Genomic DNA, 24,403 nt, shown 5'->3' on the forward strand with positions numbered 1-24,403 from the left:
GCAAAGCTTTCTTGTAGAGTTTTATGAAGTGGCAAGCCAAGGGAAAGGCGCAAGACAAAGATTATTGACAGATTGTTTTTTACAAATCGATGTGTATTTAAGAATTTTCGTCTTTTAAGGCGAGGAGGAAGTGTGCGAACCCTCTGTTTAAAGACGCGCTAAACGATAAAGATGCAGCGAGCGTGATCCGTGATGACAATAGGCAAGAAGAGGCAGAGAGGCTGTTTTTAAAATTGTTTGCATGGCTTCAACAGCTGACTTTTCTATAGTTGGAGGAGAAATGGGAATGTGATAGGCTTTTATGCCATATTCATTTGCGACCGTTTTAATGCTAGAAAAGTCAGGTTGATGGAGCTCTTCGTGATCGGGGCGGTTACAGATAATTGTTTTAAAACCAGCTTGTGCCAATGTTTTGATATTTTCTATGCTAAGTTGGGCGCTGATAAAAATATCATGTTCAATTTGTTGTAAATTCATTTTTGTTTATTCCCAATTGCATGATCTTCACGATACCCTCTGGTCTGGTATATAGAAAGAACATAATGAAGGTAAGTTTTTCAGTGGCATCTTAACAAAAATATTCTTTTTGTCGAGAAAATCTATTTGGGAAAAATGAGCTATAAGATGCAAAATATCTCACTCCGCAACATGTTCGTTATGCGATTTATGAAAGACGGATGTTTGGTCTTTGTGGATAATCTATAGTGTTTACTAAACATAGACATTTCATTGTGTTGCTTGTTTACGCGCTTGCTAGAGGCACCCTTATTTCTCTTAAGCCCATTTTACTCTGTCGAGCGTCAAAGAGTATAAAATTCATGGATCACCACCCTTTTTACGCTTATGAAGAAGGAAGTCGGCACCTATTATATTTTCCAGCCCCCAATATTGTAATAGTTCTTGGTACTGGAGATTCTGCATAAGAAGCATTTTAAATCCTTTTTTGTACAGTTCTTGCCCACACGCCAGCCCTGCTTGTACGTACAAGAGATATGATTTTGATTAATTTAATATAAGAGGCATGAAATGAGAGAATCTTCCTGATTTCGGCTCTCTCATTCAACGTGCAAAACAATGAATTCTCCTTATAGTTTGTTGTATATTCAGAGTGGAGCTTGTTTGTAGAGTTGCATTAAGTGGATTGCATGAAGGGAGAAGCCCAAAAGGCTGGCGCAAAATAAGAAGCTGGATCATTTACAGCGCATTGTTTACAGATCGACATGGATTTAAGAATCTTCGTTTTAGGGAGGGGGAAGAAGAGCATGCCTCTTTTAAATTTATTTTGTTCTTTTCAAGAATATCATCTTCATAATGTTTTTGCTCATGCTAAAAGAATATTATAAAAAATTGCGGGCTATTGTTATTTATCCTAAAAATAGGAGAAATGGTTATTTTGCACGTATTGGATGCTTGTTTCTTTTATTACTTTCTGTATAATCGTAAAAACGATAATGCTGAAAGGCGTAATAAATGATTATTGGACTTTTGAATCAAAAGGGAGGTGTCGGAAAAACGACGTTGAGTGTTAATCTTGCGGCCAGTTTTGCCCGTACCGGTTCACGGGTATTGCTTATTGATGTTGATCCACAGGGAAGCGCATTGGATTGGGCTGCTGCGCGTGAAGGTGCACCTTTGTTTTCGGTTATTGGTTTACCGCGTGCAACGGTTCACAAAGAGATTACACAGATTGGTCATGGTTATGATCATATTATTATCGATGGTCCTCCGCGTGTAACTGATCTTGCTCGTAGTGCTCTTATGGCTTCGGATTTGGTGCTTATACCTGTTTTGCCTAGTCCCTATGATATTTGGGCAGCGGATGGAATTGTAAAGCTGATTGACGAAGCATGTGTTTATAAAGAAAATCTCAAATCTGCTTTTGTCATTAATCGTAAAATAGTCAATACAGCGATAGGGCGTGATGTGAACGAAGCTCTTGGCATATACCCTGTGCATGTTCTTTCTTCTAGCGTTGCGCAGCGCGTGATTTTTGCAGAAGCAGCAGCACAGGGGAAGGCGGTTTATGAAGTTGATAAGCAAGGACCAGCAGCAGCAGAGATTGAAGCGGTTGCAGCCGAAATCAAGGAGTTAGCGCGATGAATAAAAAAATTAAAATTGGCACAAAACCAACGAATAAATCAATTCCTTTAACAGCGGATGCATGGGTAGGAAGCCACAAAGGGAGCATGAGTGGAGGTATGAAGCGCCTCACGATTGATATACCAGAAAGTTTGCATCGGTTGATTAAGGTCAGTTGTGCAAGTCGTGGAACTAAAATAGCTGATGAGGTCCGCGAATTGCTTTCACAAAAATACGGAAAAGTGTAAAAAATGATACGATAATTTCGTTGGTTTGAGTGCTTTTTCTAGAGATGATATCGATTGTTTTTATACGAAGTTAATAATAAAAGTGCTCTTCCTTTTTCACGATGGTTGCTTCATTCAAGTTGTTTCTCATAAGGTTCTGTATCATCGCATGAAAGAGCTATGAGTTTGCGAAAAATTCTCCGTTTCAAACTTTTCCCTATAAATGTGATAATCATCATACTACTTGTGATCTTATCCGCTAGATGAGTAGATAAGTTTATTCTTCCATAAAAATTATCTTGATAATGATTTTAAACATCAGGTTATTTTTTTGTTTATTGTACTTAATACATGCGTAAATAATGTAATTAAGAGTAGCGTTGATTATTTTTTTCTGTTATGCAGCAATCCGTTTTATTAAATTATATTCATGTTTATAAGGGGGGGGGATAAAAATAAGTAAAATTTACTGATATTGACGCGCTATAAGTTTTCCTAATAAACAAAAGAAGTCATTGAGCATATTATAGACAATATTTCTTACATTTATATGATTTTATAGTCTTAAATAGTTAATGCCAGTTGTAATGATACGCAAGGCAATAGGCTTTTTTCTTCAATTGGAATGTATAAGATCGCTTTTTTAGCATTTCTATTGGCTTTTAAAAAGTACAGGGGGGACTTAAAGCTTTCTTTCTTTTCCGGTGGTTTAGAAATGATAAGAGCGCAATCTGTTGATTAAAAGGTGTATTTTTTCGTTTGCAGGGAATTTGCAATGGATATAGGCATGACGAATTTTGGGTAAGATATCGTGCTGCTTCTCGTTACCAAGAGGTTCTTGAAGGAAAAGAAATGATTAAAAAGCTTTTTGAGAATGTCAAGATATCAGAATTTTTGCTGAAGTTTTAACACTTCAAATACAAAGAGCTGCCGTGCAGATAATGTTACAAATACAAGTCTGATAAATGAAAGGCAGTTTTCATGATTTAACATGTTTGTGTTGGAAGTGTACGTATTTGCAAAGGAACGTAGACGCAAGGTCACAATATAGGAGGGGATGTGAATCCAAAGATATTGTTAATAAAATATAAAACAAAGATAGGGGTTAAATCATGAACAAGATCATTATAACAGCGCTACTGCTTTGCGTGGGACTTGTCGTTTCTGGTTGTGAAAAAACTTATAGCGTAGCAGAATTTAAGAAAGATAAAAAATTGATGCAAGAATGGGGAAAGAAATGCGATAAAATGGGCCCCTCTGCTTTTGCAACCAAGAATTGTCAAAATGTCATGCAAGCCGATATGGAACTTTTTCAAGAGCATTATAGAAATCTTGCAAAGGAACTTCGTGAAAGTAGCAAAAAGGGGAATGAAACTGAAAAACAGCAGGACAATAATTAAATCATAAAAATATATTGATAGCGGTATTTTTCTTTGTACGCGATTTATCATCATAGATTGGGAAAAATCGCGCACAGAAGTGGATTTTAAAATTTTTGAAAATGCACAATGAACCGAATGTACAATTTTAATCGGGTGCTAAATTGTGTCCTAAACTTTGTAAATTTGAAAAAGGGGAATTTATTGATGAATAAAGCCATTATTATAGCATTGCTGCTTTGTACTGGACTTGTCGTTGCTGGTTGTGAAAAAACTTATAGCGTAGCAGAGTTTAAGAAAGATCCAAAATTACTCGAGCAATGGGCAATGAAATGCATGATATCAGGGGATTTAGATTCTCAAAATTGTAAAAACGCAGATAAAGCGTATCGTGAAGTTCATGCCCGAGATTGGCCTGGTTCGAGCTTTGTACATGATGACGAGAAAAAAACTGAAGAGAAAAAGGAAGGGAATTAAATCATGAATAAAGCCATTATTATAGCATTGCTGGTTTGTACTGGACTTGTCGTTGCTGGTTGCGAAAAAACTTACAGCGTAGCGGAATTTAAGAAAGATAAAACATTACTCGAAGAGTGGGCAAAAAAATGTGAAAAGCTGGATCAATCTTCTATGGAGAAATCTAAAAATTGCCAACATGCCAGACAAGCATATATGGAACTTATGTTTGGCATTCATTAAAAACATACAGTTCAATAAGTAAGGAATTATTTAGTTCTTGATTCTATTGCGTTTTTTAGGCTCTCTCTAACTTTTAGAGAGTCTTTTTATGGCTTCAAGAATTAGTCGTTTACGATCTGTACTCTTTGTGTAAACGGATGCTATACTGTCATTTGTTCAGCCCAAAAGTGCTTTCAATTGTAGATAGTATTTCCTCCCAATGAGTTGTTATGTGTTACTGCTAATTTTTTAATGTTTTGGTTACATGTATTTAAAATATGAGATTAAATCTATCTTTGGGGTGTTTTTTTGCCTTTATCACAAATAAATGTTTCATCACACTAAGATCGTCTTTAAGCGTTGCGGCTAATTTCGGAAAAATTGGGAGGAAACATTTGTTTGGAAATTACTTTTCTCTGTTTTAATAAAGAGAAAAACATTCTGAATGTAATTATTATCGTTTCATACTCAAATGTTTTTCTCAAACTATTTTAAAAAATTGCTTTTGATTTGAGAATATTATAACATTAGCTAAGATGTGAGGCAGTTTTGCTAGGACGGTTTTGCCGGATTTGTGAGGAATTGAGCGCCTTCCACACCTTTTTATTTTTCCCCTCTCTTTTCTGAGTTTGCAAGGGTTTCCCTTGTTATTTTTTTATCTTGATTGTGTCGTGATATTATCATGTTGAGCGGTGGAGCTCATATAAAAATTTACGTATGAGGTGTTTTTTGTTCTCGAGTGTGTGATGAATATTTTTTTTGAATAACACTTTTATTTATAAAAATAATTTAATTATTTTATACTGAATAAGGATCTCGAATATAGTAAGATTCTCTTATTCCAAATCTGTTCTAGGTTGAATCAATTAAAACCATCTGCTTGCACGTTACATGCATGGAGAGCCGTGTGGATAAAAACTGTTGAAGAAAGAAGTAAAAATGCCTCTTATGAACGATCTCAAGTGCTAAAGATTGTTGCAACATTTGGGGCTGGAAAAGTGTGTGATGCTGCTGGTTTATTTTCTCATAAGGGTAAAGATGGTGTTCAATAGATTTATTATAAGCTTCATGAAATATTATCCTTTAGAATTGTGATATGCCCTTGAAGGGGGGAGCAAGAGAAACTCACTCAATAAGGAGACAAATTATTTACAGATCGGATCTGGTAGAAAATTTCGTTTTTTAAGGTGGGAATGAAGTTGAGATTCAAGATAGCGTGAAAAGACGGACACTGATGGTTAAAAATGCATACAAAAAGCAGAGTTTACACTCAAATAGTTGCAAGCGATGTTTGAAATTTTGTGTGTGGTTTATCTGTAGAATTAAAATTTTGCTTTGCTCTTATGTGAAATTAAGATGCTTATTTGCGCAAATTACAATAAGCCAAGAGAGTATGCTTAGTATATTTCTATTACGAGAACTAAAATAACAACAAAAGCATTGATGGTGATAATCAAGGTTGAATAAAGCATAGCGGCTTTTACGAGATCAGCCATAAAAACCTCTTTCTGTTCTTTTTGAGGTGATTTTATGAATAACAATATGTTACATATCTGTAATATATGCTGATACAACATATTCGGCAAGCTTATAAATCGTTCTTTTTTTATAAAAGCTTAAGGAGTTGGAGTATTGTGAATCCTAAAAAAGAAAGCTTTAAAAGGACTATTGATTGCTTTTGTAAGTTTTGTGTTGCTGGAAACTTTTTTTTCCTGTTATGCTATAAAGCACTGTCATTTATAACGGTAATATAAGGCATATAAGTTTTCTTGGAACGTTTAAGTATTTTTTAGTGTGCGATGAATATTCGTAGGTTTATTTGTTGAGCCTTTCGTTTAAGTGAATCACAAGAGTGGAAGTCAAGAGAAGATCGTTTGACAAAAATTCGGACTGCGTACAGAGCAGATGGAGTTAAGATCTTGGTCCTTTAAAGTGAGCGGAGGAAGACAAAAATGTTTTTTGATCGTTTATCTCATAGCAAGATTGGTTAATGCTGTTCTAATGGGGCATGTTTTACACAAAAGTAAAGAACGTTCCAAACGAAATATACTTATGTTGTATATTAGTATTGCATATTTATGTACTTGTTTTAAAGAAACATCTCTCAACGCACACGACAGACATTTTACGATGACATTCGTAAATGGTATAACGGTAAATGTAACTAGTATAACAGTAAAGCTCTCGTGAAATAATATAAACTTTGAATAATATAAAAATCTGTAGAATGCTATCATCTTTATACTTATGAAAGAGCAAGTCACAATCATCGTACGCTTGCTTCCAATATTTATTATAGTTCTTGGCATTTGCTAAGGTTCATAAGAGGCATTTTTCTTTCAGCGTATTTTATCAACACATCAGGGCGTTGTTTGTGATGTGCAAGCAAGTGATGTTAATTTATTCAACATGGAATAGATTTGAAATGTGATGATTATGAAAGAGAAGAGCCGCATTTAAAAGGTTAAAAACGAGAGAAAGTTCGTAACAAAAATTGTACCTTGATTATAAAATGATTGTTTCTCTGTTTTTATACTAGTAGCGCATGTAAAGTCGCGATATTAAGAGCAAACTGTTTTATGGAGCGAAATAATCTATAGGAAGATACTGTGGAAATTCTGAAAATATCAATGTGGGGGAGCATGAAGCATTATGCATTGGATAATATTTTGATTTATAATGATAATCTATCGTTATTCAACTTGAATTAGAGCCCTGAATACTGGAATTTTTTTCATTCCAAATTTGTTTCGTGGTGAATTAACCAAAACAATGTCTTTTGCAGTTACAAGCAGGGAGCTCCCATGCGCAGAGAAATTGTACAAGAAAGGCCACGCTTTTATGAACCATCTCAAGTGCCAAGGGTATCAGAACATAAGGGGTTAGAACAATATGTGATGGTGCTGGCTTGCTTCTTTTATTAAGCGTAAAGATGGAAAGTGCTCAAAGGATTTTATACATGTCATGGAAGATTTATCATTATACCATTCATGGGCCGCGGCGCGAAATAGGCTTGGGTGCACTTAAGAGATGTTTCTTTAAAACAAGCGCGTGAATATGCGATTGAAGACGTATCGAACTGATTGGCTAAGAAACTCTTGAAAAGGTTCAAAAAATCTTATATAGTCGTTCATTGCAAAGAAAAGCGAATGATAACTTAAAAAAGGAAGATTGATGGCTGTTTAGCTATTTTAAGATGTCTTTTTTTATATTGCTGTATGGCTGATCTGTTCAAAAGAGCATTCTTTTTGTGTTTTATGCGAAATACTGCATGTGTGCGGAAAGAGCATGGGAGAGGGGGTGTCTTTTTGAATGGGTGCAAACTGATCTTGTAGGGTGCCATCTTATGGGACGCCAGAAGGTATACAGGTTTAGGTGCAGAGAGAGCCATACGGTTATGGAGGGTAAAATGCTGCTATCGGTAAAATGCTGAAATTTTTAATGGGCTTACGTTTTTATATGCTGCAAGATAGGCTGCGGGTTTTTGTCGGCAGATAGTTTTTGTGGCCGAAGTTTTCGTGAGAGCATTGTTGTTTTCTGTTGAAGACGTACTGGTGATAAAATAGGCAAAGATAAAATCGGTAAAGCGAAATAGACAGAACAAATATGGAAGTTTCGATATTGTCGTAAGGTTTGAGTTTATAGCGTTTTGATGAATTAGTATAGCCGCAATGATGGTTTTGGAGCAAAGCAAGAAAAATATTTGAAGAGAATGCGTTGAAAGTTGAAGTGGTATACGCTTTGAAGGATTGTCGTGCTGTTGTTTGAGCAATGTTTGCACCACGAGCTTGGTTGAGTGTATCAGCATTGAAGAGAACCTGTTTAATCTCCCTCATTTGAAAGTAAGATTGAACAATAGTGTTGAAGGGGAAGTAAAAATGTCTGTAGTGCAATATGGTGATGATAGTTTTGCAGCAAAAGCAAAAGTTCTTGATAATAATCTTATTGATCGTGATTGGGCGATGACAAAATTTGTTGCTGCTGTTAAAGGATTAGCTCAAGTTGTTGATTATGAAAGCAATATGCTAGAGAGCAGTGGTGTTCCAGATTACGAAGAAATAAATTTGCGTAAAATACGTGGTTTGCGTGATCTTAATAAATCCATGAGTGATGTGAAGCGCTATATGAATCAAGATATTGAGCATGAGGTTGAAAGTTTGTTGTCTGATTTACAAGAAAAATTACAGCGTAATAGTGAATTACTTCAAACACATTTAAATGCAGTTAATGATCTTTCTAGAGCTATACAGCTATCTGGACGTGCAAAAGAAATAGAGGAATGATCAAATCTGCTTAATACGGGCTGTTCTAAGTCATGACAATGATTAGGTAGGGCAGTTGATTTGGATAAATAGTGCGTTTAGTGAGTAGACTTGTTTTAAGTGCATTTGGGTATTTAAATTATTATCCTGTTGTACTGTAAAATGCTGTTCTTAAAACAGTGTCTTTTAAGGTGTAGTGATGTGAACCGCATGCTTTGGGAAACTGGCTGAAAGAGAACTCAGAGAAGGCGGATTATTTACAGAGAATTGTTTGCAGACTAAGTTAATAGGGAGCTTCATTTTTTAGTTTAGGGAGAGGCGATCAAGAGGATATTTAGACCAGCCTGTGATGCCTTAAAAACAGCTTCCTTGGGGCTGTGGTAATGTAAGGTTCATACATTAGAGTCTTTTGCATGCATTTAGCAGATCTGGCAGCGACTTACTCTCCCGTGCCTTAAAGCAAAGTACCATCAGCGTTGGAGCGTTTCACGGCCGAGTTCGGGATGGGATCTGGTGCATTCACTCCGCCATAACCACCAAGTCAGCAAAAAGCATGAATGATGAAGAGTATGTGATGAGTATTGCCTATAAGCCTCATGGAGTATTGTCCTTTGAAGTGTGGTGATATGAAGCGGTTCGTTGTTTAAATCTATATGTTTGAGATAAAAATTAAAGCGGTTTAGTATTTTCTTTCTGCTGTTTTTAGTTTTTGTATGTCAGATTGGAGAGAGCATCCAGATTTGAGTGGATATATTGCGTATATCTTTGTTGGCGTAATATTTGAAATGGGGCGGCAATCTCATTGGGAAAGAATAAAGGGGGAGAAATCAGCTTCCCTCTGTCCTGCCGTCTTTTAATTTAGCTTTATGTCTTTCAAAAGTATCTAAAGCACTATCTGTTAAATAATGAAGATTACGTATTGTTTCACGCTTTTTTTATTGTGTTTTTTACTGGGGGCACGTCCTTTATGCACGACAAAATGCTCAAAATAGAATGGATTTGTTATTCCTAATTCACGGCCTTGTTTTAAAGAGATATCTAAGCTCTCAAGTCTATTTCGTGATGGTGGTTGTGGGGCGCAACGATATCTTTGATGCAACGGCGCTTGTGAATGGTATAATAAAAAGTCCCCATGGAAATAATATAAAATCTATAGGGTACGACCATCTTTATGCTTAATAAAAGAGCAATTTGATATTGTTATATTCTTTGCTTTCTTCCAATGTTGCTACAGCCCTTAGCACTTGAGATGGTTTATTAGAGGCATTTTTAATCCTTTCTTAATAGTTTTTTATCCCTATGGCTCTTCCCCCTTGTCACTTGCAAGAGATATGGTTTTTGTTGATTCAACATGGAACAGGTCTAAAATGAAAGAATCTTACGATATTCTGGATTCTCATTTAACATGCAAAACAATTAATTTTCTTTATAAATCAAATGCTTGTCTTATGATGGAGTTGCTGTAGCATTGAGATTTTAGAGGAAAAACATGCCTTTAAGAATTTATACCAGATACTAAGTCTTTATAGCAGGTATATTAAATGCACATCATCTAAAATAAATAGAGCGTCCACAGCGAAGAAGGGGCTGACTTTTTTAAAAATATGCATGAATGCTTATTCTGTTGTGCTGTAAAAACATCATCGCTTGAGGTGTGGTGATATAAGACATAAAACTTTATGGGGTATTTTGATGAGAGAATGCTAAGGTATTCAGTTTTTTATTCAATATGCAAAAGAAATATTATAAGTCAAAATCTTCTTTGATGTGATAATGATTTTTGAGAATTTTAAAAAATATATAAATTTAAATAAAAAAGCAGCACTTTGTGCTGCCCTTTTATTTAAGTTAAAATTAACTTCTGCTTTAGAAACGATAACGTATTCCGCCAGACAAATTGGTGCCAGATACACCGGCTTTTTGCAGTTTTTGCCGATAGCTGATATCGGCGTTTAGTACGATATTTTGAGAAAGATATGCGTTCACCCCCATGCCTCCCTCAACTGAAGAGCCGGTAGGATCAACATGAAAGGTATCAGCAATTTTTATTGTTTTACCATCGCCAAAAGTTCTGATAACATTCATTTTACCATAGAAGGAAACAGCCTTGTTTTCTTCAACAGCCATTATCGTTTTTGTTAAACGTCCACCAAAACGGATCAACCATTGATGTGGATTGCCCATGTCTACTTTTAAGCCATTGGTATCTGAGAAAATATCAAACATGAGATTTTGATAAATGAATTGAGCTTGTGGTTCAAAGACCAGCCCTTTTGTATTGGTTGCTAATTTCTGACCAATGGTTGCAGATATATTAAGCATCTCGGTGCCATCCAATTTTGCGGCATTCCCAACAAGAGCCGTGGTAATATTTCCTTTTAAGGTTCCGTAAGAAAGAAGTGTGTTTAGATATATACCATTGCTATGTTGGATGCTGCTGTAAGCGGCAAGAGACCATTTATCAAGAGTTGTCTTTTCAGAATCTTGCATCTCTTTGGGCGTAAAGGCAAGTTTTCCGTATGTTCCTAAAAGACCAAAATGTGTGCTTATGTCTTTACCTTCCAAGGCGGCTAATATGACACCTATTTGTAAAGCAGTATAGTTTACATCAGCACCATAGCCATAATGTAATGGATCGCGGTTGGAAGATAAGGTGACTTTCTCGCCGTAGGAAGAGAAAAAGATACCATTTTTTTTATTGTCTTTTGCCCCAAATACTGTTGTGCGCATATTGTCTAACAACGTGTTTTGATTGTTTACATCAGTAAATCCAGCAGAAAACAAAGTATTAGATATGGTTAAATAGTTTGCTACCTGTGGTAAAAGGGCTCGAACCTTTTTATCCTTATCAATGTAGGCATTCTGTAAGCGAAAATCCCAGAAATTACTGTTTTTACCAAAAAGATTTTGGCTCTCATGAGATGTTCCAGGTTTATAGCCTGTAAGTACATACTTATAAGGTTGTTTCCCTATTGTCATATAGTTTCCTGCTAACGTGAAGGAATTTTCATTTGCTTGTCCGGAAACTTGAATGATTGAAATCCCATGTGTCCCTAAAGGAAGTGACGCCATGCGTTCTTCCCAAACAGCAGAGCTATCGGTTATTTTTTTATCTGTTTCTTGGAGATTGATGTGAACAACAGTACTTCCTGAGACATCACCATTAATCACAATGCGATCAGTCTGTTGCTCCGTGATAGGAGAATGTTTATTCCATTGAGTGTTTACATAAATTTCTGCAATACCTGTTGTACTATAAACCGCTGCTGTGTGGGTCGTTTCGTCTTCTTGCGAAAGATTAGGTCCTATAAACAGAGTTTGATAATGTCCCTCCATTGGCTTGTCAAACATAATGACACTGTCTGTAAGGTGCAATTCAGAAAGATTAGAGTATGATTTTTCATCAACATCAAACTGTCTATAGTCATTTAAAATATTATCATTATTTGTGGCATTTTTATTCGCCTTTAAAAGCCATTTCGTCCCCTCTTTTAGATCAAAAACTGTTCTATTATCTTTAGAAGTTCTTACCCGACCTTCTAAAGAAGAGTGGTCTGCAACTAATGTAATAGTGTTTGTGGAGGCACTTTCGTTCTTTATATTTTTTAATAAAATATCGGCATGGACTTCTGAATTTTTAAGGTTGACTTCTCCGTCTACGCCTGTTCCATAAAGGTTGATACCGCTACCATGTTCAACAAAAAGCTTTGTATTCTCTAGGGTTACTTTATCTTTATTAGGAATAGCTTGTTCTTGAACGACATTGTTATTCCTTTCAGCATTGCGTGTATATTGTTTTCTAGGGGTATAGTATTGATTATTGCGGAAAATAATACCGTCTGCTTCATAATTTCCCGTGACATGTACGCTTGAATCCTTAAGTTTGATTGTGCCCCTCATGTTTAGCAAACCAGCTGTTTCTGCTGTTGCAGTAATACCTGTAGCATCAATTTCTCCACCATCTGATACGCTTAGTGCAACAAAACGTGCATCAACTGTTCCCCCTATCATGTTGACTTTTGAATTATTTCCATCTGCATGTACAGCAAAACCATTGTCTTGAATTTTTTTGTTATGTAGCGTTATGGTCTTACCGTTTGTAGCCTCAACTCCAGAGCTTATATCCTCAGTTTGTGCAAGCTTTTCAGGTTGTTTTGTTGGTGATATTGGTTTTTCAAGCTCTGATTTTGCAGATACCTTTTGTGTTGAGGCAGATTGCACGGGCGCTGGTTTTATGAATTTTGGCGGTACCGGTAATGCTGATTGTCCAGTTTCTACTTTTAAAGATATTGGCTGTGCGAGTTCTGGTTCTTTAGGCGTTGGCGATAGCTCTGTTGTTAGTCTTGTAGCTTCCGTGCTTGTAGGTTCTGACTGTGAGGATACAGCAGAATTTTCGGGCGTTTTTTTTCTGGAAGAGTTTGTAGAAGAGGATGGCGCCCCTGAACGTCTTCTAGATTTTGCTTCCATTCCTGTCGTTGAAGCTGTTCCTATCGCTGGAGATTGTGTAATAGTGTCTTGTGTGGCTGTAGGGGTAGATTGTACATCTTCTGTATTTACTTCAAGTTGCGTTTTGGGAGGTAGAGTGCTTGTGGAAGTAGGCGTTGTAGATTCACTCCCTGTAGGAGAAGAGCTTCTGGTTGTTCTTGTAGACCTAGATGTTGAAGGTGGATACGAAGATGATGCATTTGAATAGGGATTAGAAGGTCTGGATGCACCTATTTGATGAGTGGGTTGCAGAGAAGAGAGAGCTATCGTAGGTTGTGTATTCGTATCATGAAGAGCATTAGACAAGCTGGTGGAAGAACAAAACAGAACTCCAGAAACTGTGTATAGTAAAAAACTTTTTTTCATATGGATGTATTCCTAAATGTTTCCCCTCTCTTAATAGAAGATAAAACCTTGGCCTCATTATGTTTATTTTGTAAGAGACAAAACGAAACATAATGAGAGCACGTTATATTTCAAGATAGGAATATAAGTATTTTTAAAAGTGATAGCGCATTCCAGCGGAAATATTTATTGCAGAGATGCCATCTTTTTTGAGTTTATGTTGATAGCTGAGATCACTATGAAGCTCGATATTTTGCGATAAGTGCGCCTGAATACCAAAACCACCTTCGATTAAAGATTCCATAGCAGCAAACGGAAAGTTTTCACTAAAAGTGTTGATCATGTTCAGTTTGCCGTAGAAGGAAAGGGCATGGCCTTTGTTTTGTGTCAAACGTCCACCAATACGGATCAACCATTGATGAGGTTTGCTTATGTCTATTTTAGAGTTATCGCCATCTGATTTAGAGTTATCGTCATCTGAGAAAGAACTCCTATCTGATAAAGAACCAAGCATGAGACGTTGATACACAAGTTGTGCTTGCGGTTCTAGGATTACACCTTCCAAACTGGTTGACAGTTTTTGACCAATAGTTGCCGCGGCTCCTAATGTTTTACTATTCTTCACTTTTGAGGTATGTTTGATGAGAGCTGTGGCGTTATCTTCTTTGAAAATTCCATAAGAGAGAAATGCACTTGCATAGATGCCACTGTCATGCTGAATATTTCCATATGCGGTGAGTGACCATTTATCAAACATATTTTTTTGAAAGCTCTCCTTGTTTTTAGGAGTAAAAGATAATTTTCCGTATGTTCCGAAAAGGCCAAAGTTGCTGCTGATATTTTTATCTTTTAGCGCTATTAATGTTGCTCCTGCTTGCAATGCAGCATAGCGAATATCTGCTTGGACACCATCTTGTTCTGCTTGAACCTTGGAAGAAAACGTGCTCTTATTGCCATAAGAGGATAAGAAAACGCTTCTTTCTGGATGATCTTTGGGTTCAAACATTGTTATTTGCATATTGTCTAACAAGATATTTTGATTGTTGACATCACTAAACCCAACAGCAAACATCGCGATAGGCATGACTAAAGAGCTTTCTTCTTGTGGTGTAAGAATTGTTCTTTTTGCTGTCCCTTCAAGAGAAGTAGAAGTTGCGGTTGCTTTATCATCATCTGTAAGTTTAGAGGTGCTCTCTGTAGCCGCGGTAGCGGTATTTCCAACTTTTGGGAGCAAATTCATATGCGCTTTTTCGGATGGAAGAGTCGTTTTCGATTCCGAGGAAGTGGTGTTTGTTTGGGGATCAATATCAGATTGCGAATTTTCATTTATTTTAGGCTGTCTCATTCCATGATCTGTTCTTGTGAATGAATTGTCCTTTGAATTATCCTTGTGTTGGGCAGCAACATGAGCGGGTGGTAATTTATCACTAGAGCGTCTTTGTCTTGTACTGGAGACAATAAGAGGTTGTCTATTCTCTTCAGATGAAGGAGAGGTTATATCTCCTTTTCTCTCCACGTTGGTTATTTCATTATTGTTCAAAGCTTCTAATACCGCTTTGCGTAAAGTGTTGGAAAGTTCCTTGTTGTGTTCTTGTAAAGCACTATCTATTTGTACTGCTTTATGTGATATTTCTGCTTTATTTTGCAGTTCAAACCAATTATGATTGTCTTGGCTCACCCATTGTTGGCGCGCGGTATTAAAACGCTGTTGATTATCAGCATCAAGAATTTTTTCTGCTTGCACGGCATCAGAAACTACTTTGTCGTAGCCACGTAATAAATTTTCTCTTGTTTTTAATCGGTTCTGACGTAATTGTTCAAGGTATGCTATGGCTTTCATCATATGTTGCATATCCAGATGGTGTTTGTTTGCCATGGCTTGGGTACGTATATTATCCACTTCGTGGTTCACCACGTTCATATGTGCATCAGAACCGTAACGACTTTCACCTGCAAAAGAGTTGTTAATCGTATCTCTTACACGATCCATATGATTTTCAAGTGCTTGGTTGAAGTGCGAATTATCTTCCATCATGGCGCCAGAGGCTATCTTCTCAAGATTTTTTTCTGCTTGTGTTGGTGTGTTTATTGAATCAATGGCATGGCGATATTGTTCAGGTAATTTCATGATCCCTTCAAGAGCATGGCGTTCCTGGTGGCTTAGACCAGAGTCGGTGCTGGTAGATGTGAAATTAAAAGAAGAAAAAAATAAAGCACAAGCGGCTGTACATAACAAAATATTCTTATGCATAGAGATGTTCCTTAAGATATTTTCTTTGTTTTGCTAAAAATGAACCACTTTTTGACACATTGCGTTTTTTTGTAATGTAGCAAAATATAAGCAGCACTGTTTTTCATCTCAGCGCTGCTTACGCGTCAAAATAGAGAGCTAAGATTTCTAAAAGCGATAACGCATTCCACCGGAAAAATTAATTCCAGAGAACCCAGCTTTTTGAAGTTTATGTTGGTAATTAACGTCAGCATGAAGTGCGATATTTTTAGAAAGCTGCGCGTTAATGCCAAGCCCACCTTCAAGGGACGAGCCCATAGAATCGAGATGGAAAGATTCCATAACATCGATAGTGCGCTTCTCACTAAAAGCTTTGATGACATTCAATTTACCATAAAAAGAAAGAACACGATCTTTTTCAATAGGAAGCATTGTTTTTGTTAAACGCCCTCCAATACGGACCAACCATTGATGAGGTGGCTTTATATTAACTTGGAAGCCATCAATATCTGAAAGAGTGCCAAAGGCAATATGTTGATAAATAAGTTGTGCTTGTGGTTCAAATGACACTCCTTCAACACCAGTTGCTAGTTTTTGTCCAACGGTAGCTGATATATTTAATGTATCCGTATCGTTTAATTCTGTGGTGTTGCCGATAAGGGCTGTTGTAATATGTCCGTTTAAAATGCCGTAAGAGAAAAGTGCATTAACATAGAGACCACTGTCATGGTGGAGGTTCCCATAGGCCGTAAAGGACCATTTATCCAGTATGCTTTTGTCAGAACCTTCCATATCCTTTGGCGCAAAAGCGAGCTTTCCATATGTGCCTAAAAGACCAAGATTCGCGGTCATATTTTGATTTTCTAACGTTGCTAATGTCATGCCTGCTTGTATAGCAGCATAGTGAACATTAGCACCATAACCATATTCCAATGGACTACGGCTGGAAGATAACGTCATCTTGTTGCCATAAGTCGATAAAAATATCCCTTTCTGTTTATGACCTTCTAATCCGAAAACTGTTGAGTGCATATTATCTAACAGTGTATTTTGATTGTTTATATCAGCCAAGCCAGAGGAGAATATTGCATTATGCATAACCAAATAGCTTGCCATTTGAGGAACAAGAGCTTTGATCTTTCCTTCATCATCGAGAGTCGCACTTTGCAAGCGGAAATCCCAGAAATTCTCATTTTCTTCCAAGGGAGCTTGTCCGTTGTTTTCTTTTCCAAGAGATGATGCATTGGTATTTTGCGCATCTTGCTTTTTTGATTCTTGTGGTATTGCGCTTAAATGACTTTGTGCCCTATCAGCTTTCCCACGGCTGGATGTTGGTCCATAGCCATTGAGTATGTATTTATAGGGTAATCCATCCATTGTGGTGTAGCCATTTGCCAGCGTGAAGGCGGTTTCTTCTGCTTTTCCAGACACTTGAACAAGTGAGAGACCACGCGCATTCAAAGGAATTGAATCTTCTTCATCATCGAATGGTTCTGCATGCTTTGAAAGATTGTTGAAATAGATCGTTGTGGTGCCTGAGACATCACCATGAACAAGAACACGGTCAGTTTTTTGTTGTTCTTTTGTAAGACCATTACTCCATTCGGTATTAAAGTAAATCCTTGCGTTGCCCAATGCATTGTAAACCGTTGTTGCATCGGCGCTTCTGTTTTGCTCTGCTTTTTGTGGATGTCTTCCTACATGCAAGGTTTGATAATGATTGTCTGCTAGTTTATGCGGCGCATTAAATATGATAGAGCTATTATTAAGGTTTAGGACTGAAACGATTGATTGTGCTCGTTGCTTAAGATCAAGGAGCTTGTAATCAAATAGACTAAAACTATCTTCCAATTCAAATAGACTAATTTTTAAATGCCACTTGCTGTTATTGTTTAGGGTGAAAACCGTTGTATTTTGAGGAAACGTTTTGGCTCTTCCTTCCATAATCGAATTATCAGCGTCTAATGTAAAAGTAGTAGGTTGAATCTTGAAGAAGGGTAAAACGTCATTCTTTAATAACATATCAGAACGAATTTCTGAGTTTTTAAGGTACACTGCATTAGCAACAGCTTTGGAATAATAAGGTCCGAAAATACCTACACCGTCGTTTACAAGAAGTTTTGTATTATTAAGGATTGCTTTGTTTACAACTTCTTCTCCTTCTTTTATTGTAGAGCTTGCAATATAACCAAAGTTGATACCATAGGCTTTGCCGTGGCCTATGACGTTTAATGTTGAATCTTCAATATGGATTGTGCCGTTTGTGAGTGACAAACCATGCTCTTTTGCCTCTCCCACAATTCCTTTGGCATTAATTTGACCACCTGATGTTGCAGAAAGCAAAGTAAAGCCTGAGTGCATTACTGAGTTTGTAATGGCAATATGACCTTTCTTAGCAACCACGGCATCATACTTACCACGAACAAAAACATTATGAAGGCTCTTCTCTTCTCCATTAGCTACTTGGACCGTAGGAATTTCAAGAGGTTGTTTATTTGCATAAGTTGGAGCAAAATGAGAAAAAATGAAAGTTCCAGCAATTGTACATAACAAAAAATTTTTCTTATAAATATATTTCTTATACATAGATATGCCTTTAGTATTTGGTATGCTTTGATGCTTACTTCATTCCCCTGATGGCGCAAGTACCCGATCAGTTTTTTATATCATTACGTTTTTATTGTAAATAACAAAACGAATTATATTTATGGTGTTCTCTATGATTTAAAGTTTTTTAAAGAAAAGCGTTTTTCATGGTCATAAAAAGTCGGGAAAAATGGACTTCATAAAATCGAGCTTGATAAGTATTTTTGTTTTAAAGTGCTAAAAATCAAAATATTTTGTATTTTTTATCGATATACAATAATTTTTATTGAATCCATTCGATTTTTATAAATCAAAAAGGCTGCTCTCTAAAGACTTCAACAGTCATTAAGAGATAAAGAGTTTTATTGCATTTGGTTTGAATGAAATTAATCCTTTCAAGAAAGCTGTATAGAAAGAACCATCATTGATGCCTCTTTCCGAAAGATTGAAAAAAGCAGCACATTCGTACTGCTTTTTTATTAAAAATGAATAGACTATAAATTGTTTTTTGCTTTTTCTTAAAACTGGTAGCGTATTCCACCTGAAAAGCTTGCTCCTGATATACCAGTTTTTTGAAGCTTATGTTGATAGTTAACATCAGCATGAAGGGCGATATTTTGTGATAATTGTGCATTTATACCAAGTCCACCTTCAAGGGCAGCTCCCATAGAATCAAGGTGGAATGGTTCACCAATCTGTATGGTGCCATTGTTAGAAAAAGCTTTAACAATATTTAATTTACCATAGAAAGAAAGCATACTGCCTTTTTCAATAGAAATCGTCGTTTGTGTTAAGCGCCCACCAACACGCACTAACCATTGATAAGGATTTCCCATATCTACATCAAACCCATCGACATCTGAGAGTGTGCCAAGCATGAGACGCTGATAAACAACTTGTGCTTGTGGTTCAAAGACCAATCCTTTCGTACTGGTTTCGAACTTTTGTCCAATGGTCGCCGATGCACTGAATGTATCAGCGTTTTTCAATTCTGCAGTCTTTCCTATGAGAGCTGTGGTGATATCTCCCTTGAGCATTCCATAGGAAAAGAGAGCATGGATATATGTACCATTATTATGGTGCAGTCCACTATATGCAGCAATTGACCATTTATTGAGTGTACTCTTGTCAGCACCTTCCATGTCTTTTGGGGTGAAAGCTAATTTCCCATATGTCCCGAAAAGCCCCACATTGGTGGTCATGTTTTGATCTTCTAGAGCTACTAATGTAAAGCCTGCTTGTAAAGAAGCATAGTGAATATCGGCACCATAGCCATATTGTAATGGCGTACGGTGAGAGGATAATGTCATTTTATTGCCATAAGTCGAGAAGAAGATCCCTTTGTTTTTATGATTTTTTTTCTCAAAGCCTGTTTCTTGTATCGTGTTCAGTAAAGTGTTTTGATTGTTTACATCAGCCAGTCCAGCTGAGAATAGTGCGTTAGGCATGGACAAATAGCTTGCCACTTGAGGAACGAGAGCTCTGATCTTTCCTTCATCATCGAGCGTTGCACTTTGCAAGCGAAAATCCCAAGAATTCTGATTTTTCCTCAAATGGTTTTGTATGCTCCCTATTTGCTCAGAATTTGGTGTTGATTCAGCTTTTATATTATTCTCATCCCTTAAAGCTATTCCGCCAAATGCAGCGAAGGTCATGTCGGTTTTTGAGTCCTTTTCTTGTGATTGTTGACTTACTTCTCCTAAATGGCTTTGTGTGCTCTCTGCTTTTCCAAGACGTGATGTCGGTCCATAGGCATTTAAGACATATTTATAAGGCAAGCCGCCCATTGTGACATAGCCATTTGCTAGTTTGAAGGCATTTTCATCTGTTTTTCCAGATACTTGAATGAGCGACAGTCCACGCATATTCGCGGGAATAGAAGCTTCTTCTTTTGATGACACACCTTTTGAAAGGCTATTGAAACTAATTGTTGTGGTGCCTGATACATCTCCATGGATAAGAAGGCGGTCCGTTTTTTGTTGTTCTCTTTCTAAACCATCACTCCATTCTGTATTGAAATAAATCCTTGCATTGCCTACTGCATTATAAACGGTTTCTATAGCAGATTCCCTGTTTTCGTGTGGATTAGGGAACTCAATTGTTCGTCCTACACTCAAGGTTTGATATTGACTCTTTGCCAGCCTATGTGGCGCATTAAACACAATAGAGCTATTACTAAAGTTCAGTACTGAAACGGTAGACAGCGCTCGTTGCTTAATGTCATGGAGTGCATAATTATATGGACTAAAATCACGATTTATGTCGTATTGACTTACATTTAAATACCATTTGCTATTGTTGTTTAAATTAAAAACAGTCGTATTTACTGCTAAGGTTCTTGCTCTTCCTTCTATAATCGAATTATCGGCAGTTAATACGAAAGTCACAGGATGAGGATCTGAATCTGTTTTCTTTTTTACATTGTTTTGTAATAATACATCAGAACGAATTTCTGAATTTCTAAGTTGAACTTCGGCAACAGACTTTGAAGATGACGGTCCTAAAATACCGACACCATTTCTCACAAGAAGTTTTGTATTGTTAAGAATTGCCTTATTGATAACTTCTTCACCATCTTTCAGATAATTTATGCTATGAAAAACAATACCGGATTTTCTTTTGGTTTCTATGAATGAATCTTCAATGTTAATGATACCGTTTTCAATTGATAGACCAGTATCCAAGGCATTGACTTTCACTTCTTTAGCATTAATACGTCCACCTTGTGATGCAGCAAAAGCAAACGAAGCTGAATGTATTGTTGAGTTTGTAATTGTGGCAATTGCTTTTTCTTTGGCATACACTGCGCTCGGTCCATTGCGGATAAAAACATTATTAAGAGTTTTTTCTTCTCCTTTCTCCAGCTTAAACTCACTAATAATTTCAGGAGGTTGTCTATTTGCATAAGTTGGAGCAAAATGAGAAAAAATGAAAGTTCCAGCAATTGTACATAACAAAAAATTTTTCTTATAAATATATTTCTTACACATAGATATGCCTTTAGTATTTGGTATGCTTTGATGCTTACTTCATTCCCCTGATGGCGCAAGTACCCGATCAGTTTTTTATATCATTACGTTTTTATTGTAAATAACAAAACGAATTATATTTTATGGTGTTCTCTATGATTTGAAGTTTTGCTTCAGAAAAACTTGTTCATGATCATAAAAAGTCGAGAAAAGTGGATTTCATAAAACCTAGCTTGGTTAAGCTTATGCTAAAAGCACTATGAAGTATGATATTTAAAAACTGTCTATTAAAGATAATCGCTATAAAAGCTCTATCGCATTGAGATGTATTATTTGATGTACTCACCAAAACGATCAGAAAATTTTCTCTGCTAGAAGAAGTGATGAGGGGGCTATTCACAGGCTTTCTTTAAAGAAGCTTTTCCTTAAGGGTAGCAAAGTCCATTTTTCTAAGGTCGCACAGCCCATTTCGCGATGGTTTTCATGAATGCTATAACGCTAAAGCTATAGAGTCCCATCATCTTTATACTTACGAAGGAGCAAGCCGATACCTTTACGGCTTAATAAAAGAGCAACCCCATTACATACTTTGCTAGCTCCCAATGTTGTGTGGATAGCCTTTGGCACTTGAGGCGGTGCATGAGAGGAATTCTTAGGCTTTTCTTATATAACTTTGCTTCACACGCCAGTCCCGCTTGTAATGTGTAAGTGAATGATTTTGATTAGTTCAACATGGAACAGATTTTAAATGAGAGAAATTTACGATATTCAGAACTCTAACTCAATGAAAGTAACGCTAAATTATCATTATAAATCAATATTTTGAATATTTCATTTAAAACATCTTTTATTGATACAAAAAGAACTTTATTGAGTTATTTCATTTTATAAATGAAATAATTAGCTTTCTTGAGCGTTTTGTATGTGAAAGATAAAGCGCTTGTTGTTAGATTTTCTTTTCATGCATTAATTTTCTCAAAACTGTTTGTTTAGAAGAACCAGCAATGGAAGTGTAAATAAATCTTTATAGATAGCGACAACACATCGTAAAGAAAGAATTTATTTTATTGCTATAATAGATTGTAAATAACAAAAAAAATACACTCCGTTTTTTTGTTAATAGTAAACGGATCAATATGCTTATTTTTTTATAATTTTATATTAAAATTGGTAGTGTATTCTATCAGAAAAACTTGTCTCGGCTATACGTCTTTTAAAATTTTTTCTGATAGTTTACATCAATATAGAAGGTTAAATTGTGAGATAACTGTGTATTGTGCTAAACGCACCTTTAATGGCAGGATCTATCGGATTAAGGTAAAAATGAATACCAATCTGTTTAGTATCATCAATATCAAAGTTTTTTAAGGAAGTTCACTTTCTCATACAAGGATGGGGTACGATCTTCTACGGTCCTAACAATAGTTTTTGTTAGATACCTACCTATCCGGACTAACTGGGGAGGCTGTCTGATTTAATTTTAAGATCATCAATATGTTAAAAGTTGGTAAAAATCAAATCCTTAGCACACAAATTATGTTCGTGGTTCAAAAGGTTAGTTCTCTGATTATTCTTTGCAAATTTTTGACAAATGATTGTTGAGGCAATTAACATTTTTACAGCATAACTTTAATAGTATTTTTTATAGAAGTTTTAGAGATATCTGCTGTACAGATATCACAAGGGAAGAGTGTAGCCATATGAAAACACCATTATGCTCTGTTATATTGTAAGCTATGATTGATGATTTATCCAGTGTGCTTTTTTTCATTTTCTATATCCTTTGGAGTGAATGAGAGTGGCTGTAGGTTCCTATCTATTTCAAATGTGTAGTGATTAACTTTTCATTTTTCTAATATCATCTTTGCTTGGACAGCTCTATGGCGCATATTAGCACCATATCTATCTTCAAAGAGGAGCATAATCAAACGGTAGAGTTTCTGTACTTCCATAAGTGAAAAAGCAAGAAATCTTCTATTTTTTAAGATTTATTCTTAATGCTGTTATCTTTATATTATCTAAAAATACACTTTTTTAGCTTTATGGGCAAATTCGATGATGAATAGCTGCGCAATCCGTGTGAAGAGGAGGAAAATTGTATTTAAGTAGAAAAGAAAACACTTCAGGAAAAAATGGATTTCATGTACGAAAAGGCAGCATACTTTGTGACATATTCTAGATAAAAATACCTTATCTTTTATCTTGATAAAAATGGTATAACATGCTGATTTATAATGATAATTTAGCGTTACTTTCATTGAGTTAGAGTTCTGAATAACGTAAGATTTTCTCATTTTAAACCTGTTTGTCTTAAATCAAGCAAAACCATTCTCTTGCACACCACAAGCGGGGCTGGCGTGTGGGTAAAAAATGTATAAGAAAGGTCTAAAATGGCTCTTATGAATCGTCTCAAGAGCCAAGGGCTTTAGCAACACCCACGAGCTGGAAAATATAATGATGGTGCCGGATTGCTCCTTCACAAACGTAAAGATGGGGGTGCTCAATGGCTTTACCGTTATACCTTTCACGGGGGGCGCTGTTGCTAAATGGACTTGGGTGCTTTGAGAGATGTCTCTTTAAAACAAGCTCGTGAATTGGCAACTGGGTGGCGTGCTGTTTTACGTGAGGGGCGTGCCCCCATTAAAGAACGTGAGAAACGAAAACGTGAGGCAATGCGTAATCTCCATTACTTAAAAGACATTGCCTTAGATGCTTTTGAAAGTTGTAAAGCTGAATTAAAAATGATGGTAAAGATGGAAACGGGTTTTCACATTTAAAACTCCATATTCTCCTCAAATTAGGCTGTCTGCCTATTTCAGAGATTACACAAACAGAAATACGCAATATCCTCGCTCCCATCTGTCATACAAAAGCTGGAGCTGTTAATACAGCACTGATGCGTCTCAAGCTTTGTTTTAAACATGGGCTTGCGCGTGGATGTTGATTTTACAGGCAGTAGAAAAAGCAAGGGCTCTCTTAAGGAGGGATAGTGTAGTGTTATTAGGATTTATAAAGCGAAAAGGCAGCATATTGTAGCTGCCTTTTTTTAAAATTGAATAGAATGAATAGGCTATTTTTACAGCCTTGATTTAAAACTGATAGCGTATGCCGCCTGAAAAGTTTGCACCACTTATACCAGTTTTTTGAAGCTTTTGTTGATAAC

Annotated in this window: 12 protein-coding genes, 1 rRNA gene and 1 pseudogene; 8 read left to right on the forward strand and 6 right to left on the reverse strand. The window is 36.3% G+C overall.

Translation table 11 applies throughout. The annotated features are described in order from the left end of the window. Nucleotides 1-147 precede the first annotated feature (147 nt). Nucleotides 148-477, reverse strand: a complete 330-nt coding sequence (locus ACFILN_RS08840) for a TIGR01244 family sulfur transferase (protein WP_375643562.1) — start codon at nt 475-477, stop codon at nt 148-150. 993 nt (nt 478-1,470) lie between these two features. On the opposite strand from ACFILN_RS08840, the gene parA reads away from it, so the two are divergent. The 7 genes from parA (at nt 1,471) to ACFILN_RS08875 (ending at nt 8,646) form a co-directional block, all read left to right on the forward strand. Beyond that, nucleotides 1,471-2,100: a ParA family partition ATPase gene (gene parA, locus ACFILN_RS08845; RefSeq protein ID WP_375671334.1), complete on the forward strand. Its 630-nt coding sequence runs from the start codon at nt 1,471-1,473 to the stop codon at nt 2,098-2,100. Further along, on the forward strand, nt 2,097-2,327 hold the full coding sequence (locus ACFILN_RS08850) for a plasmid partition protein ParG (protein WP_273790969.1): 231 nt from the start codon (nt 2,097-2,099) through the stop codon (nt 2,325-2,327). The genes parA and ACFILN_RS08850 overlap by 4 nt, the downstream gene beginning before the upstream one ends. 1,091 nt (nt 2,328-3,418) lie before the next feature. Beyond that, nucleotides 3,419-3,706: an EexN family lipoprotein gene (locus ACFILN_RS08855; protein WP_273790970.1), complete on the forward strand. Its 288-nt coding sequence runs from the start codon at nt 3,419-3,421 to the stop codon at nt 3,704-3,706. A gap of 186 nt (nt 3,707-3,892) precedes the next feature. Continuing rightward, a complete protein-coding gene (locus ACFILN_RS08860; protein WP_375662723.1) occupies nt 3,893-4,162 on the forward strand; it encodes an EexN family lipoprotein in 270 nt (89 codons plus the stop codon). A 3-nt stretch (nt 4,163-4,165) separates the two neighbouring features. Then, nucleotides 4,166-4,384, forward strand: coding sequence for an EexN family lipoprotein (locus ACFILN_RS08865; RefSeq protein ID WP_273790972.1), 219 nt, complete (start codon nt 4,166-4,168; stop codon nt 4,382-4,384). A gap of 884 nt (nt 4,385-5,268) precedes the next feature. After that, the gene (locus ACFILN_RS08870; RefSeq protein ID WP_375653175.1) at nt 5,269-5,415 is read left to right on the forward strand and encodes a hypothetical protein; all 147 of its coding nucleotides are present in this window, start codon (nt 5,269-5,271) and stop codon (nt 5,413-5,415) included. Nucleotides 5,416-8,241: 2,826 nt separating this feature from the next. Further along, the gene (locus ACFILN_RS08875; protein ID WP_273790974.1) at nt 8,242-8,646 is read left to right on the forward strand and encodes a flagellar protein FlgN; all 405 of its coding nucleotides are present in this window, start codon (nt 8,242-8,244) and stop codon (nt 8,644-8,646) included. 405 nt (nt 8,647-9,051) lie between these two features. On the opposite strand, the gene rrf is transcribed toward ACFILN_RS08875, so the two are convergent. From rrf to ACFILN_RS08900, 5 genes are all read right to left on the reverse strand, one after another. Further along, a 5S ribosomal RNA gene (gene rrf / locus ACFILN_RS08880) occupies nt 9,052-9,166 on the reverse strand. Nucleotides 9,167-10,491: 1,325 nt separating this feature from the next. Next, entirely contained in the window at nt 10,492-13,476 is a 2,985-nt protein-coding gene (locus ACFILN_RS08885) for an autotransporter outer membrane beta-barrel domain-containing protein (protein ID WP_375671336.1), read from the reverse strand. Nucleotides 13,477-13,609: 133 nt separating this feature from the next. After that, entirely contained in the window at nt 13,610-15,706 is a 2,097-nt protein-coding gene (locus tag ACFILN_RS08890) for an autotransporter outer membrane beta-barrel domain-containing protein (protein WP_375671338.1), read from the reverse strand. A 147-nt stretch (nt 15,707-15,853) separates the two neighbouring features. Continuing rightward, nucleotides 15,854-18,271, reverse strand: a complete 2,418-nt coding sequence (locus tag ACFILN_RS08895; RefSeq protein ID WP_375671340.1) for an autotransporter outer membrane beta-barrel domain-containing protein — start codon at nt 18,269-18,271, stop codon at nt 15,854-15,856. Nucleotides 18,272-18,789: 518 nt separating this feature from the next. Further along, nucleotides 18,790-21,261: an autotransporter outer membrane beta-barrel domain-containing protein gene (locus tag ACFILN_RS08900; protein WP_375671342.1), complete on the reverse strand. Its 2,472-nt coding sequence runs from the start codon at nt 21,259-21,261 to the stop codon at nt 18,790-18,792. Between the two features lie 2,369 nt (nt 21,262-23,630). Between ACFILN_RS08900 and ACFILN_RS08905 the strand changes: the two are divergent. Next, nucleotides 23,631-24,219: pseudogene (locus tag ACFILN_RS08905) on the forward strand (Arm DNA-binding domain-containing protein); the annotation flags it as partial. Nucleotides 24,220-24,403 lie beyond the last annotated feature (184 nt).

This window comes from Bartonella sp. CL434QHHD, assembly GCF_042195145.1.
Lineage (GTDB): Bacteria > Pseudomonadota > Alphaproteobacteria > Rhizobiales > Rhizobiaceae > Bartonella.